General features: G+C 40.3%; 10 protein-coding genes and 1 pseudogene. 7 read left to right on the forward strand and 4 right to left on the reverse strand.

Going from position 1 to position 15,960, the window contains the following annotated elements; translation table 11 throughout:
* Positions 1-117: 117 nt before the first annotated feature.
* Positions 118-380: pseudogene (locus RMY27_RS14190) on the reverse strand (hypothetical protein).
* Positions 381-1,726: 1,346 nt separating this feature from the next.
* Here RMY27_RS14190 and RMY27_RS14195 point away from each other — a divergent pair.
* The 7 genes from RMY27_RS14195 to RMY27_RS14225 all read left to right on the forward strand — a co-directional run bounded on the left by RMY27_RS14195 (position 1,727) and on the right by RMY27_RS14225 (position 10,598).
* Positions 1,727-2,935, forward strand: coding sequence for an ABC exporter membrane fusion protein (locus RMY27_RS14195; RefSeq protein WP_322664167.1), 1,209 nt, complete (start codon positions 1,727-1,729; stop codon positions 2,933-2,935).
* An 88-nt stretch (positions 2,936-3,023) separates the two neighbouring features.
* Positions 3,024-4,202, forward strand: coding sequence for an ABC transporter permease DevC (gene devC / locus RMY27_RS14200; protein WP_322664256.1), 1,179 nt, complete (start codon positions 3,024-3,026; stop codon positions 4,200-4,202).
* Between the two features lie 207 nt (positions 4,203-4,409).
* On the forward strand, positions 4,410-5,414 hold the full coding sequence (locus tag RMY27_RS14205; RefSeq protein ID WP_322664169.1) for an NAD-dependent epimerase/dehydratase family protein: 1,005 nt from the start codon (positions 4,410-4,412) through the stop codon (positions 5,412-5,414).
* A 213-nt stretch (positions 5,415-5,627) separates the two neighbouring features.
* Positions 5,628-6,611 carry a glycosyltransferase family 2 protein gene (locus RMY27_RS14210; protein ID WP_322664170.1) on the forward strand — a complete coding sequence of 328 codons (984 nt, stop codon included), beginning with the start codon at positions 5,628-5,630 and terminating at the stop codon, positions 6,609-6,611.
* A gap of 78 nt (positions 6,612-6,689) precedes the next feature.
* On the forward strand, positions 6,690-7,157 hold the full coding sequence (locus tag RMY27_RS14215) for a DUF2141 domain-containing protein (protein WP_322664171.1): 468 nt from the start codon (positions 6,690-6,692) through the stop codon (positions 7,155-7,157).
* 132 nt (positions 7,158-7,289) lie between these two features.
* Positions 7,290-8,576, forward strand: coding sequence for a glycosyltransferase family 2 protein (locus RMY27_RS14220; RefSeq protein ID WP_322664174.1), 1,287 nt, complete (start codon positions 7,290-7,292; stop codon positions 8,574-8,576).
* 738 nt (positions 8,577-9,314) lie between these two features.
* Complete coding sequence (locus RMY27_RS14225) at positions 9,315-10,598, forward strand: glycosyltransferase (protein ID WP_322664176.1); 1,284 nt, start codon at positions 9,315-9,317, stop codon at positions 10,596-10,598.
* A gap of 104 nt (positions 10,599-10,702) precedes the next feature.
* Here the strand turns inward: RMY27_RS14225 and RMY27_RS14230 are convergent, their stop codons facing one another.
* From RMY27_RS14230 to RMY27_RS14240, 3 genes are all read right to left on the reverse strand, one after another.
* Positions 10,703-11,227, reverse strand: a complete 525-nt coding sequence (locus RMY27_RS14230) for a DUF2085 domain-containing protein (protein ID WP_322664178.1) — start codon at positions 11,225-11,227, stop codon at positions 10,703-10,705.
* 34 nt (positions 11,228-11,261) lie between these two features.
* Positions 11,262-13,373: a TIGR00300 family protein gene (locus RMY27_RS14235; RefSeq protein ID WP_322664180.1), complete on the reverse strand. Its 2,112-nt coding sequence runs from the start codon at positions 13,371-13,373 to the stop codon at positions 11,262-11,264.
* Between the two features lie 593 nt (positions 13,374-13,966).
* The gene (locus tag RMY27_RS14240; protein ID WP_322664182.1) at positions 13,967-15,586 is read right to left on the reverse strand and encodes a DUF1565 domain-containing protein; all 1,620 of its coding nucleotides are present in this window, start codon (positions 15,584-15,586) and stop codon (positions 13,967-13,969) included.
* Positions 15,587-15,960 lie beyond the last annotated feature (374 nt).

Raw genomic sequence — 15,960 nt, forward strand, 5'->3', positions numbered from 1 at the left:
AATGCTTGTTTCCAAATCGACACCACACGATACATACTGCCAGGGTAAAGCTTTATGTTTCCAGGCGACTTTGGCACACTGCGTAGGCGTAGCCCGTCGTAGACATCGCAAAAAATCTTATCCAACGCTAGACTCTTGATATTGTGGCAATAGGTCGATGATGTTGTTAAAACTGGTAAAATAGTCTTGGAGTGTAATAGCTGCTTGACCAGTGAATTCAATCCATTTGTAATAGTAGAGATTTTGAGCAATAGTATCCTACTGGAGCGAAGAAAACTGAGGAGTAGCTAAGAAAACAGAAACATTTTTTCACCCGAAACCGTTTTATTATCTAGCCTAAACACAGCAACATAGCAGGTGTTAATAACAACGTTCTGTATCTAAATCAATGTCATAGCTAATTTCAACGTCCGGGATAATATATTTTATGGTATTTGACCCAGTAAAGTTGACAAGTTCGTTACAGAAAAGACACCACCTTTAATCCGAGTTTATGCAAATTGAAAAAGTAATTAAACAATCTCTAAGTAATGACAACGCAGTTATATTTAGTTACTTTTAATTTCAAAATATTAATTAAATAACTACTTTGTCTAACTACTTTAAAGCATTGAATTAATAAAAACATTAGCATACTTTACAAAAACTAAATCATTCCTTTAAAGTTATTTTATAAATAACCATATACTCTTATCGATAGGAATTTTGAATAAATTTAGCATAGAAGTATAATTAACGACTAAATAAGTATATGAGGAATTTTGTTACCTACGGGTTAAACATAAATATTCGCTTGGTTAAGTTAACACTACAAATCTGCTGTCTAGTAAGTAACAATTCAATGAATACATAGATAAAGCCAATAACTATAAGTATTATTTTTCAGAAAAATATCATACTTGAATCAAAATTGTTGGTTATTTTTTAATATAAGTCAAGTTAAGAAGGAAAGTGGTTATTTATAAAGCAAATATTAATTTTAAGTATGTTGCTTGATAAACATAATACGGGTTAAATGAATCTTAAGTAAAAAGTAAACCGAAGCAAAGCTCAGATTTTGTATCTCATCTACCAACTGCCCCGTTTGCAATCAATTACAGGGCTAACAGCTTAAAAAAGTACAATTGATGAATTGCTCTTACTAAAAATCGTTAGAAGAATGTCTTATATTACACCACCTTGATAATAATAATCTGTTAGTAATATCAAATCTGCTTAATAACGAACTATTTGTAGGTATTTAATTGCTAGACAAGAGATTAGCATCCGGTACATTTATTCAGTACCTAATCTTCAGGTGATGAAACATTTTAGTGATAGAATCAGGATTTATGTAAATTAAAATGATTGACAATAATCAATTTTTAGTCCATACTTAACAACAAGTTAATCCAGGTTTTGAGTTCATTTTTATTAGCGCTTCGTTGTTCTTGAAAGTTAAATTTTCTGACTAGCGCTATTGTATTTTACGCTACTGGATTAGATATCAAATTAGGATATAACTTAGGAAGCTTTGAAGTAAGACGCCATTAATTTCCACGCCACAATAGTAGTTTGGGCGGTAAAAGCGTACAACAATTCATATAAAACCAATTTAGACCCATCGACTTGATTAAAGTAGAAAACCTAGAGGAAAAGCCCTCTTGGTAATTTGCGGATGAGTCTATTTTAATCGACTAAATATAACCAGGATATCCCTTAAAAAAACCAGAATTGGCATGAAAATATGGCAGTAAATAAAGAAAGTCGATTATTCACAAAACCCGTAGGCCGATCGCAAGTAATTTTAGCAGCTTCTCTCACTTTAGCGGCTGGATTAATCACTTTCTATAGTTTGACACCCTATTGGTCTAAACCCAAAGTTGTGACATCGAAAGCATTTCCTCCAAAAGCTGCTGCTCCTGCGAAAGTTGCTGTAACTGCTTTGGGACGTTTGGAGCCAGAAGGTGAAGTTACTTCTTTGACTGCTCCTGCTTCTAATAATGGGGTACGAGTAGACAGACTGTTGGTGAAAGAAGGAGATACGGTTAAAGCAGGGCAATTATTGGCCTATCTCGAAAACTATGGTCGTTCTAGAACCGCATTGCAACAGGCTTTAGACAAACTGCAAGTTGCCAAAGCTAAATTAGCACAGGTGAAATCTGGAGCTAAAACCGGAGATGTCGATGCTCAAAAGGCTGCGATCGCTCGTTTAGAGCCACAATATAAAGGGGATGTTGCGACCCAAGAGGCGACAATTGCCCGCATCCAGGCGGAAGTAGACAACGCTCAAGCCGAAAATAATCGCTACCAGCAATTATATAAACAAGGTGCGATCGCAGCTTCTGTAGCAGATACCAAAGCTTTGCAACTAAAGACTACACAACAGCAACTAACAGAAGCCCAAGCCACTCTCAAGCGGACTCAAGACACATTCCAAGAACAACGTAAGCAAGCACAAGCGCAACTCACCAGTATTAGTGAAGTGCGTAGTGTAGATGTTCAAGTCGCACAAACCGAAGTCAATAGTGCCACAACTGCTGTTCAACAAGCAAAAGCTGACTTGGATTTAAGTTATATAAAATCTCCCATAAATGGCAAAATTTTGAAAATTCACGCCAAAACCGGAGAAGTCATCAGCACCAACACAGGATTTGCTGAAATCGGTAAGACATCTCAAATGTATGTGATTGCAGAGGTGTATCAAACTGATGTTCAAAAAGTGCGTGTAGGACAAAAAGCCACCATTAACAGTACTGCATTCCCTGGCACATTAAAAGGAACTGTGAAAGAAATTGGTTGGCAAGTTGACAAACAAAGCATCTTTAGCCTTAACCCTGGTTCAGATACAGACCGCAGAATAATTGAGGTAAAAATCTCCATCGATAATCCCGCAGATAGTGAGCGGGTGGCTCGTTTAACCAACTTACAAGTGGATGTCGCCATTCAAATATAGTCATTGGACATGGGGCATAAGGCATAAAGCATTGGTCATTAACAAATGACAAATGACAAATGACAAATGACAAATGATAAATAAATCCATGATTTTCAAAATTCCTTTAGCATGGCTACAGCTAGCCCAGCAAAAAGTTCGTTTATTAGTAGCTGTAGCCGGGATTGGTTTTATTGTGTTGTTAATGTTTGTGCAACTTGGTTTTCAAGATGCCCTCTATTCCAGCGCAACCGCAGTCCATCAAAATCTCAAAGGAGATTTATTTTTAGTTAGTTCGCAATATAAATCTTTGACCTCAAATCAAAGCTTTTCGCGGACTCGTTTGTACCAATCTTTGGGGTTTGACGGTGTGGAGTCAGTTAGCCCCATGTATTTGCAATTTGCCAAATTGAAAAATCCGGCAACTGGTGAGAAATATTCAATATACGTTATTGGTTTCGATCCAGGTAGACCTGTGATCAATCTACCGGAAGTTGAGAAAAATTTAGATAAACTCAAAACTCCCGATGTCATGCTTTTTGACCGGGGTTCTCGCCCAGAGTTTGGCCCAATAGCTGAAAAATTTAATGCGGGAGAAACTGCACAGACAATTGAAATATTTCCCTTCAATTCATTAATTGGTTATCGAGTAAGAATTGGTGGCTTATTCACATTAGGCCCTTCCTTTGGTGTAGATGGAAATTTACTTGTTAGTGACTCCACTTTCTTGAGGATAAATCCCAATACTCGTCCGGCAGATATGATTGATATTGGTTTGATCTCCCTCAAACCTGGTACTAATGCAGAAACAGTACTAAAAAATTTACAAGCAAGTTTGCCTAATGATGTTCAAGTTTTTACCCGCCAAGGCTTTATTGATTTTGAAAAAAAATATTGGGCTGTCAGAACACCCATTGGTTTTATTCTTAACTTGATGTTGACAATGGCTGCGGTTGTTGGTGTGGTTATTGTTTATCAAATTCTTTACAGCAATATTGCTACACAGTTCGTTGCTTACGCCACTTTAAAAGCCATAGGCTACGCCAATAGCTATTTATTAAATGTGGTATTTCAGCAAGCTTTGATTTTGGCAATCTTAGGTTATATTCCAGGATTTCTTACTTCTGTTTTGTTATATAGTTTTGCCGCAGAAGCAACTAAGCTGCCAATAATTATGACTACTAATAATGCAGTGATTGTCTTAACTTCAACAGTTTTAATGTGTATAACATCAGGAGCACTTGCTATTAATAAACTCCGCTCCGCAGATCCAGGAGATATTTTCTAACTGATCGTTCGCTGCAAAATAACTTGGTGATTTGACCACTATATGAATTGAAACCTAAGTATTAGTGCCACCTCTCCACAGAAAAATTCCTTTTATAGCAAGCCTAGATTTTAAATTAAAAGTATTTACCAATATTTAAATTTGGTACTACTTAAAGTTTTTTATCTAATAACTCAAATTCACCTATTTAACAATAATTACGATTTTATGAACCTCAAAGACAAAACTCTCCTAATTACTGGAATTAATGAATTTGTCGGTTTGCGTACAGCCGAGTTAGCCATAGCGCAAGGGATGAAAGTTCGTGGACTACAAAGTTCTACAGAACAGAACAAACAATTACAGAATTTAGGTGTAGAGGTAATTATTGGTAGTATAACCGATTCTACTATTGCTCAAAAGGCTTGTCAGGGAGTAGATATCGTTTTACATACAGAGCAAATTGCCGAAGAAGCTGGTGCAATTAAGCATTTTCGTGATGTGAATGTTGGCGGTACTGTCAATATAGCTAAAGCCGCTAAACAAGCTGGTGTCAAAACATTTGTGCATTTATCCAGTGTAATGGTTTATGGTTTCAATTATCCTGATGGTGTTACAGAATCCGGCCCACTTTCTGGCGAAAATAATCCCTACTGTCAAACGAAAATAGAAGCTGAAACAGCAGTTTTAGAACTGAATAATCCTCCAGATTTTGGCATCATTATTATTCGAGCCGGAGATGTTTATGGCCCTGGAAGTATTCCCTGGATAGTCAGACCAATTCTGATGATGCGCCAAAAATTATTTGCTTGCGCTAATGATGCTAAAGGAGTAATCAATCATGTATATATAGATAACCTGATTGATGGCATCTTTTTAGCGATGGAAAAAAAAATCTACGGTGAAATATTTAATATCACTGATGGACAAGAAACTTCCTGGAAAGAGTATTTTATGCGTTTAGCAGCAATGGAAGATTTACAAGCGCCCCTTTCATTATCGAAAGATGAAATCAAATTGTTCCTAAAGCTACGCGTTCAAGGACAAAAACTGTTTCGGAAAAAAGTTGATATTTTACCAGAGTCTATAGATTTTATGACTCGTCCTTACGCTTGTTCCATTACTAAAGCCCAAAATCTGTTAAATTACAAACCAACAATTGACCTAGAATTAGGAATGCAGCAAACACATGAATGGCTGCAAAAAACAGATATTCAAAGCTTGATGAAATAGTTCACAGATTTTGAGAATTCAGGAGTCAAGAATCAGAATTCCGAATAATTACAAAATGAAGAACCTAGAAGACACTTGATTTACTTGAAATGATTCAGATTGGTATCAAAGTATCCTTAATTATGACTCCTGAATTCTGAATTATTACGTTGCATCTACCTAACTACGATTAAGCAGAAAATAATCCACAGATTTTCCGAATACTTGTTTTCTATGAGTAGCAATCAGCCACGATTGAGCATCGGATTACCTGTATACAATGGTGAAAAATTTCTCAAAGAAGCCATAGATTCACTCTTAGCTCAGACCTTTGAAGATTTTGAACTTATTATTTCAGATAACGCCTCGACAGATAAAACTGAGGAAATTTGTAGAGCTTATGCCGAGCAAGACCAACGTATTTGTTACTATCGCAATGACACAAATATCGGTTGTGCTGGTAACTTTAATCGCGTCTTGAAACTGTCTTCGGGTGAGTATTTTAAATGGGCAGCTCATGACGATTTACATTCTCCAGATTTTATCAAGAAGTGTGTTGAGGTACTTGACCAAGATCCTACTATAATCTTGTGTCACTCCCAGGCATATTTCATTGATGAACAGGGGAATTTTATCCAAAATTACGATATCAAAGTCAAGGCCGATGCACTAAAAGCACAGGAGCGTTTTCACGAATTGCTGACCAAGCATTTATGTTATCAATGTTACGGGGTAATTCGCGCTAGTATTTTGAAAAAGATACCGCCTATGGGTGGTTATGGTAATGCAGATGGAATTCTCTTGTTAAGACTTGGTATTCTCGGTAGGTTTTATGAAATTCCTGAATACCTATTTTTTATCAGAAGTCATCCGCAACAATCAATGAGTATGTTTTTTCCCAATTATTTGTTGTTAACAAATACAAACCAAAAATCATTCTTGAGTATGCTCCCCGATTTTTATGGGTATGCAGTGTGGTTTGATTCAGCAAAGAAAGGAAAAATTTTATTGCCACATTGGAGAATGATTTGGGAGTATATATTCTCCATCTGGTGTTGTCCCCTGAGTTTATATGAGCGGCTATGTTGTCATATAAGTCTATATCAGCAGTTAAAAGGGACAGAATATCTTTTGCTGAAAGATTTGCTAAATGCGCTGCAAGTACTTTGGAAAGGTTGGACAACAGCATTCATTAAAGAAGAGCAAGTCATTCTTTGAAAGAATCAGTTCACAAATCAAAGCTGACTAACGCGCCTTTCTATCAGCCTCAAAATCACTTATCCTGATTACAAAATTATGCTGAAACTATCTCAACTATCTCATGTTTTGCTTGCTACTTTAGCAAGCATCAGTTTTGCTAAAACAGTGAACGCAGAGCCAACTGCAACACTTAATGTTGTAGTAAATGGAATACATCACAAAAAAGGTGAGATTTGCTTTCGAGTTTATGGAAGTGAAAAAGGATTTCCAATGAGTAGTACTAGTGAAGCTCAAAGTGGCTGCGCTAAGATTACTGGCACTTCTGTAAAAAAAGAATTCTCCGGTTTGAAGCCTGGAACTTATGCTGTCGCTGTGGTTGACGATCAAAATGGCGATCGCAAACTCAATAAAGACTTTTTCGGAATTCCCGAAGAAGGTTTTGGAATTTCTAAAAATCCAACTGTGTCTATACAAACAGGTACACCAAAGTTTCGTGATGCCAGTTTTGTTGTAAACAAAAACACAACAGTCAACATCATCATGAAATATTCGCTCGATTCCTAAAGGCAAGTGGGGAAAGAGGCAGGGGAGCAGGGGAGAAGTTGCAGTAAGTTTTTCCCTTTGCCTCTTGTGCCCCATGCCTAATGCCCAATCCCCAATGCCCAATCCCTCATTCTGTCGGAGACTAAAAATTTAATGGAAGATTTGGCAATATTTCTGTCTAAGTCTTTGATGGGTTGGCTGGTTATTCAGGTGTGTTTTACGCTTGTCTTTATATGGTATCTGCGCTCGTCTAAAAAAAACTTATTACCAGACGATCAGTTACCCAAAACAGCAGTAATTCTTTGCTTACGTGGAGCCGATCCGTTTTTGCCTAGATGTTTGCGATCGCTCCTAAATCAAAACTATCCACAGTATGATTTAAAGTTGATCGTTGATAGCCACGAAGATCCCGCTTGGAAAATTGCTAGTGAAACCATTACTGAACAAGAAGCGACTAATGTTCAAATCAGCCCTTTGAGAATAGTACGCAACAATTGTAGTCTCAAATGCAGTTCTTTAATCCAAGCTATCCGTGAGTTAGATGACTCCTACAAGGTGGTTGCTTTAGTAGATGCTGATACTATAGTTCATTTAAATTGGCTGCGAGAATTAGTCAGCCCTCTAGGCGATGCGAAAGTCGGCGCAACAACCGGCAATCGGTGGTACGTGCCAACAGGCAGGTATTGGGGTTCTTTGGTGCGATACGTCGGCAATGTGTCTACAGTAGTGCAAATGTTTATCTTCCAGATTCCTTGGGGTGGAACTTTGGCTGTGAAAACAGAAGTGCTTCGCCAAACAGAACTGCTAGATAAGTGGGGACAAGCTTTAGGCGAAGATTTTATGATGCACGACATCCTGAAAAAACATGGTTTTCAGGTAAAGTTTGTGCCTTCGCTGCTAATAGTCAATCGTGAAGAGACTGATTTATTCAACTTAGTAGACTATCTCAAGCGGCTTATCCTTTTCTCTCGATTGTATCATCCCCGTTGGTTGGCTCTTGTGAGTGAAGCTGTTTCTAGCATTTTGTTTCCGACTTTACTAAGCGTGTTAGTTCTAGAGTCGCTGTTAGAGGCAAAATGGGAAGCTGCGGCTCTGTTGTTAGTCTGCTATGGAGTTTACACTGTCGGATTACTCTTAATAATGCTGGTGTTGGAATTAGAGATACAGCGAGTGGTTCGCTCTAATGACCAGGCGATGCCTACCGGCAAGCCGTTACACGTATACGCCAAATTATCAGCTGCTACAATCATTAAAATGTTGATTGGGATTCCCTTAACACAGTGGGTTTATGGGTTAGCAATGCTATCATCCCTGTGGACTTCAACAGTTACCTGGCGCGGTGTCAGCTATCGCGTTAAAGGGCCTTGGAATGTCCGCTTAGTGGAATATCGCCCTTATCAATGGTTGGATCAGCCTATTAATAGCAAGGTTTCTCTTTGAATTAAATCGCTAAATATCAACTAGGGCATGAAAGTTATTACACTAAACATTCCCTAGTCTTCAAATTATATTATCTTATATTTAGTAAAACTATATTAGCTATAACCCTTGTCAAAATATACGTTTTTACTTGTTGATTACCAAAACGTATTGACATTTTTTCAAGGGTTTAGACAAATATATTAAGGGGAATTTTGACTTAGCCTTTTGGATGTTTTGATAGTTTCTAACCCAGGTTTATATATGGGTTTGCAATTGAGTCTACTTAATCTCCAACCTTTTCCCTATCTTTCTCTAACTCTCTCCTAAGAAGCTACGGTGTACACACATCTTGGTAATGAAGCCCAAACCCTGAATTTACCCCCCTTATAAAGGGGGGAGACCGGAAATTTATCTAGTTCCCTCCCCTTTATAAGGGGAGGGTTAGGGTGGGGTAAAACCCGTGTGTATACCGTAGCCTAAGAAAATAGGAAAGCGGAAAACCTTTGTTGCTGTCAGAGGAGTGGCTCAAAGTATCTCTTCTAGATGGAGAGAGTCAGACTCTATTGCACACAAACTAGAAGCACTATAAACATCCACTTCAAAATCGAAAATTTCAGCTATTTGACAATGCGTAAATCCTTAGTCTAACTGTATTAGCGGGAATTTCTGAGCAAAATAATCAGGATGTTCATGAAACATTTGCTGCGTAAATCCTAAGTTAAAAACCAGCAATTTTGTGAAATATTCCCCTTTATTATGACTAAGCAAAAACTTCGCATTGCACTGTTTACAGGGTTGTACGCTCCTTTCTTAACTGGTGTTTCCGTGGCAGTTCACCAACGAGTTCGTTGGTTGCTAGAGCAGGGACATGAGGTTTTTTTAATCCATCCACAAATCAACGATCGCTACCCCAAAAATGTTGGCGATCGCCCCATGCTAGGTTTAGAGGAAATTCAATCTTTCCCCAATTTTTCTGCTTACGCATTCCCTACAGAACCGCTGCTATTTTACAAGTCTCTTCCTCAACCGTTGAACTATCGGCATTGGAGCGATACCAAGCTACTGGAGAAATTCAAGCCCGATATTATCGTGGTTGAAGAAGCAGCCCAAATGAGAGGTTTATACTCATTTTTCTTGCAAGGTTATGGTCGCCCAATCGGCACTCAATACGCAAAACGAACAGGCACGCCAATAATATCACTCTTCCATACAGATATCGTTGCGTATATCAAATATTACTTTGGAGAGCGATTTTTCAATTTGGTTCGTCCCATCGTTCCCGTTTTAGTTAAGCAGTTTAGTGAGTCTTATGACTTCAATTACTTCTCTTCTAAAGAACAACTGACTAAATACGAAGAACTGAAATGCCAGCGCGCTGAATACGTCGCTTATCAAGGTATCGATTGCGAAAAATTTCACCCGCGAAACATTTGTTACGACCCAATTCCTAACGATAACCGACCAACTTTGTTGTTTGTTGGACGCATTACACCCGAAAAGAATGTCAACCAATTGCTTGATATCTTTCCAGTCATAGCTGCTAAAATTCCTGATGTCCATCTGGTAATTGTTGGTAGTGGCCCGCTAGATGAAGAGATCCGGGAGCGTGCTAAAAAGTTTGGATCGGGTATTACTGTATGGGGTGAGTCTCACGGTACAGAACTTCTAGGTTGGTTTGCCAGAGCGGATGTTTTTGTCAACCCCTCTGTTACCGAGAACTTCTGCACTACAAATAACGAAGCATTAGCGTCTGGAACACCTCTGGTTGCTGTTTTTGCACCATCAACTTCAGAACAGGTATTTCCTGGTCGTAACGGTTTCCTCGCCCAACCTAACAATCCTACAGATTTCGCCCAAAAGGTAATTGCGATTCTGGAAAATCCCGATTTGAAAGCAGATATGACTAGACACGCTCGCCCCTCTATACTCGAATTTGATTGGTCAGCGTGTATGCAGAAATTTGAACACAAACTTTACCAAATCGTTGAAGGAGCGCAGAAGGTGGAGATAGGTACAACCAGTGTAAGACTACAGCAATAACAAATATGGCGATCGCTAGTACTGTAAATACTAGCGATCGCTAATTAGTGACATTGCATCGACTTACAAAAATTAATCCACTCTATTAAGTTGTGCGATAAAACTTACAATTTGGTCAAGCTAGTTTTAGCACTATGCCACCCATGCAAAATTGGCATAGTAAACAATCCCCACGCCAAACCCGTAATCAACCCAAAAGGCGTAACCAGATAGTTATTAAAACTCCACAAGCCAAAAACCTGTGCTGCTAATTCCAAAGGATAAGCCATCATTAGCACACTTGCGATCGCCACACCGCTCCAGCCATACTGATTTAACCAGTAAAATCCCTTACCACCAGTTATCCCATACAACAGACGAGTAATTAGCAAACCCGTGACAGTGCCATAGCAGCGCATACACACAGCCATAATAAACGGTGGTGCTAAATCTAACCCCATATCTGGTTGCGGACAAACATGATTACCCATGAAATAAATGATGTCCGCAATTCCAGGAAGCAAAGACACTCCAGACGCAGCCAAAAAAGGAGCGATAGGCGGGCCAAAAACCATCCCTACCAACAAGAAATCAGCTATAAAACTGACCCAATTAATCTCCAACTCTTCACTAAAAGCTACTCTTGTCATTTCCCTTTGTCTGCGTCTTTGCGTCTACGTTTTCTTAACCTACCTTATTTACATACGGACTTGTCAACTTATCCAACTGCTGAATCAACAGACTGAGGAACAAACCCACATCTGTCACCACACCCACCGATTCTACAGAACCGCGATCGCTTAACTTAGTCACTACAGCTGGATTAATATCGACACATACCATCTTCACACCCGCCGGGGTCATATTTCCCACACCAATGGAGTGCAGCATCGATGACAGCATTAAAATCATCTCTGCACCTTCTAGGTGTTTGGCATATTGCTCCTGTGCTTGAATCAAATCCATTACGGTATCAGGCAAAGGCCCGTCATCCCGAATGGAACCCGCAAGCACAAAAGGTACATGATTGTGGACGCACTCATACATCACGCCACTTTTAATTGCTCCCGCCTCTACAGCTTTGGGAATGCTGCCATAACGACGGATACTATTAATTACCTTGAGGTGATGGCGGTGTCCTCCATGTACGGCGACACCCCGCTTCATGTCTACACCCAAGGAAGTGCCCATGATATTTTGCTCGATGTCGTGAACTGCGATCGCATTACCACCCAGTAATGCCTGTACATATCCTTCTCGAATCAGTTGCGCCAGGTGTTCGCCGCCACCAGTGTGAATCACCACAGGGCCAGCCGTGACAACTACTTTACCACCAGCATCGCGGATTTTACGCAATTCCCAAGCCACTTGCTCAACGACTAATTCCACGCGCCGTTCGCTGGAAACTCCTGCCGACATAAAGCTGAATTCTTGAGTGCTGCGGAGTTCCCGCGATTCAGTTTTGCGGATGGTGCGGATACCTAAAACATCTACAATTACCTGTTCGCCAACTTTTAAATCGCGGAGTATTTTACACCGAGCTACAAAGCCATTGGCAGTTTCGGTAATGGCGATCGCGCCATCCATCCGCTGATTTTCTACCTTTATCCACTGACCATTAATTCGCACTTCCGTGGGATAAATGGTACTGACGTAGAAATCATCAGGCGCAACGCCATCTTGAATTACCGGCTCTAGTTTCGCATCTCGCTCATCATGGGGTAAATCTACAGCACCCAAATCAATCAATCGGGAGATGATTTCTTCCATCACCTCATGGGATGGTGCTGATACTCTCACCTCGGCGGCTGAAGTACTTTGGCGCTGTTCTCCCAAGTTGAAATTCAGGACTTTGAAACTTCCCCCAGCATCTATAATCAAATCCAAAGCGCGGTTAATTAAGCCAGCATCTAACAAATGTCCTTCCATGCGAATGACACGGCTTTCTACCGAGACAGTGGCATGAATTTCATCTCTAACTGGTTCTGTAACCCGCAGAGTTAAGCATTTAGCCGCCCCACCAGCTTTGAGAAATTCCGTCAGCGGCGTTTCTAACACATGGAAACCTGCATCCGTAAGACGGTTTTTCAAAGCATCACTCGTCTTGTTCATGATGACGATGCTATCCACATTCACCGCATTACAAGCGAAGTTGACTGCATCAGCTTCTTCAATTGCGATCCGCTTTTCTGGTGCGACTCGCATTTCAATTAAGCGGTTGGAGTAAGAATCAAAAGCACCGGGATAGTATAGCAAATAGCCATTTGCTAAAGGACAAAAACAGGTATCTAGGTGATAGAAACGTTCGTCTATTAATCGTAGGGATAGCACCTCAATATCCAGCCATTTAGCTAGATAAGGGTGAGAATCTAATTCCGAGCGGAAACCGTATCCCGCCCATAACCAGCGTCCTTCCCGATCCAGTAGTGCGTCTCCTGCTCCCTCAAAGGGCAAATCTTTGGGAAGTTCATTGACTGTATAACCATTTGCCTCAAACCATTGCTTGAAGAAAGGCTCCTCTCCTTGACGCTCTTTGTGCAAAAAGCGGCTGAGGACGACATTATCGCCCAGAACTAAGCCAGCATTGGCGGTAAAAACCAAATCAGGCCAGCCTTTTTCAGGTGGTACTAAATCTACAATGGCGTGTTGTTTAAGGATTTGATGTAGTCGCTGCCACTGTTCCACGGCGCGATCACGCGATGACTTATGAATATTCCCTTCCATCCAAGGATTAATCACATAGTCCACATCGTAGTGGTCAGGAGGGCACATTAAAAAGCGAATCCGGGAAGTCATAAAAATCTTACAAGCGTTTTATATGCTACAAGCTTACTTTGAATACAGACTTTTGTTTTTTTACAGGTAAAATCTGCTACTAAAGCATCTATCTTTTGATAGTTGAAGACTTTATCAAGCCTTCGCTCTCAATTCTATTACTGGAACATGGTAATAATACCAATTCAAAATTCAAAATCAAGAAAGCCTGATTTAATTTAGGTTTCCAAGAAAGTGGGGCCACTGGGGGCGTATTAGAGGGCGAAGCAACTAGATCGAATTCATCGGCATTAGCACCAAAATCTTTATCAAATGCTCTCAAATTCACAGTCTATAGTATGCTAGTAACAAGCAACTAACCACTATGTTCGGCAAGTAGAGTTAAGCGAACGTTTATTTTCCCAGCGTTCGCTTTTAACTTTCACCAACACCCGTGGCTTGAATAGCACACTTGTTAAGCTGAAGGGTAGGTAGCATAAGGATGCTCCAGAGGCAGAGGTATGCAGAGGGCATGGAGAAGAGACAAGGTAGACGAAGAAGAGAGGGGGGAGACAAGGGAGAGAGTTGTTCAATAATTCCCCCTTGTCCCCTTGTCTCCCCTGCCCCTGCCTCCCTCAAGCAGTCACTATATAAGGCGAGTTGATCGCTGCTACACGGCCAGCATCTACCAAAGCTTGATACACTATCGCCGCTACCTCACCGCGTGTAGCATCGCGGGTAGGATTGAGTTGTTTCAAATTCGGGTGATTGACGATAATTTCTTTGTCTATAGCTTTTGCGACTTCATCCTTGGCATATTCAGGAATTTTAACTTGGTCATCGAAAACTTTGATACTTGCCGTACCGTCACTAGATAACCCCAGTCCATTTACCAAAGAGACAATTACTTGGACGCGCTGGATATTTTTGTTGGGACTAAAGGTATTGTCGGGAAAACCAGACAGAAATAAACCCTGATATGCCTGCTGAATCACCTTAGATGCCCAGAAGTCTGCTGGTACATCTTTGAATTTGATCGCTGCACGGCTTGGTGGTGGGTTGAAAGCTTTTACCACTATTGCCGCGAATTGTGCCCGTGTCATTGTCGCATCGGGTTTAAATGTGCGATCCGGAAAACCATTAACTATCCCCAATTTGACTAATTCTCGAATAAACCCACCTGCCCAATGATTTGCAATATCAGTTAATTCGATTGTTGGAGTTGGTGTTGGAGTTGGCGTTGGAGTTGGCGTTGGAGTTGGCGTGGGTGTTGGCGTTGGTGTGGGTGTTGGCGTTGGTGTTGGCGTGGGTGTTGGCGTTGGTGTTGGCGTTGGCGTTGGCGTGGGTGTTGGCGTTGGTGTTGGTGTCGGAGTTGGTGTTGGAACCAAACTATCTGCAAACTCTATGTTTCCGGCAACTTTAGACACATCTATTTTATTTCCTAGAGAAATCAGCTTGTTGGAACTGACATTTTGCAAATCAAATTTACCGTTATTGCGTAGAGTATTGCCTCCTGGACTATTTATACTGCCGATATCGGGGAGAGCAGTTCCAATTACTGTGATCCCATCATCAGTATTCTTTTCACTGACATTATTACGTAATACGGGACGGGCACTACCAGAGATCACAATGCCAGAACGGTTTTCATAAATTCTGTTATCTCGAAGGATGGGTGATGCAGTATCACTAATGGCAATGCCAAAACCTGTTTTGAAGTAGGTATTATTTTCAATTTGACCTTTAGAATTTTTAGCGATCGCAATTCCATTGGCTGCATTCTCACTGAACACATTACCTAGAACCACTGGGTTAGCATCGCCTGTAGCAAATACTCCCTCCCGTTTATTATTAATGAAGGTGCTATTAGCAACAGTAGGGGCAGTTGATTCAATCCAGACACCACTACCACGACTAGCCAAATTTGTTACAGTCACTCCCCGCAGTTCAGCTTTATCTAGCAGCACAAAAGTGACATTCTGACCAGCAAAAGTACGGCTCAGGTAACTACCACTTCCTTCAATTAAAATACCATTGCCTTTATTAGCTTCATTACCCACCACTGTTACGCCAGATGGAATCGTTAACGGAAAGACTTCACCGCTAGCAGCATTGTAATTACCATCTGCTAGTTGAATCTTGGTATTAACAGTCGCTACCTTCAGGGCTTGCGTAATAGTTTTGAAGGGGGCTTGTTGAGTACCTGGATTGGTATTGCTGCCTGATACTGGATTTACGTAAAAAGTTTGAGCCATATTTATACTTTCATAAAATACATAGCTATCCTAGCGCTAACTATGAAAGTGGGTAGCGTTTGATGCATTAAGTAACTTTAAGTACTTCTCTCTGCAAGCAAAGTTAAAAAATTATGCAGATGCTTTTGGGTTTCACTAGTACCTGACTAGCCCAAAATTGCTAATTTCAGCAAGTTGTCTTACCAAAGTGTTAGAAGCAGCGATCGCACTTGCTTCTTATTGACGTGTGGCTGCAATTTGCATAATGATCCTGGCAGTAGGGTTAAGAGAAGACGCAAAGCCGGGTTATGCATTTGTTATTGGTTTACAATATGCAGGGCATTTGGTCAAAATATCTACCCACGAAAAGTTTGCTAATGATACGTTTAATAGCA

Origin of the sequence: Nostoc sp. DedQUE09, assembly GCF_034530915.1 — a bacterium.
Taxonomy (GTDB): Bacteria; Cyanobacteriota; Cyanobacteriia; order Cyanobacteriales; family Nostocaceae; genus Nostoc.

What these genes read in the sequence shown, in the direction of transcription:
- RMY27_RS14195 (WP_322664167.1), top strand. Translation starts at nt 1,727, where the DNA reads ATGGCAGTAAATAAAGAAAGTCGATTATTCACAAAACCCGTAGGCCGA.
- devC (WP_322664256.1), top strand. Translation starts at nt 3,024, where the DNA reads ATGATTTTCAAAATTCCTTTAGCATGGCTACAGCTAGCCCAGCAAAAA.
- RMY27_RS14205 (WP_322664169.1), top strand. Translation starts at nt 4,410, where the DNA reads ATGAACCTCAAAGACAAAACTCTCCTAATTACTGGAATTAATGAATTT.
- RMY27_RS14210 (WP_322664170.1), top strand. Translation starts at nt 5,628, where the DNA reads ATGAGTAGCAATCAGCCACGATTGAGCATCGGATTACCTGTATACAAT.
- RMY27_RS14215 (WP_322664171.1), top strand. Translation starts at nt 6,690, where the DNA reads ATGCTGAAACTATCTCAACTATCTCATGTTTTGCTTGCTACTTTAGCA.
- RMY27_RS14220 (WP_322664174.1), top strand. Translation starts at nt 7,290, where the DNA reads ATGGAAGATTTGGCAATATTTCTGTCTAAGTCTTTGATGGGTTGGCTG.
- RMY27_RS14225 (WP_322664176.1), top strand. Translation starts at nt 9,315, where the DNA reads ATGACTAAGCAAAAACTTCGCATTGCACTGTTTACAGGGTTGTACGCT.
- RMY27_RS14230 (WP_322664178.1), bottom strand. Translation starts at nt 11,227, where the DNA reads ATGACAAGAGTAGCTTTTAGTGAAGAGTTGGAGATTAATTGGGTCAGT.
- RMY27_RS14235 (WP_322664180.1), bottom strand. Translation starts at nt 13,373, where the DNA reads ATGACTTCCCGGATTCGCTTTTTAATGTGCCCTCCTGACCACTACGAT.
- RMY27_RS14240 (WP_322664182.1), bottom strand. Translation starts at nt 15,586, where the DNA reads ATGGCTCAAACTTTTTACGTAAATCCAGTATCAGGCAGCAATACCAAT.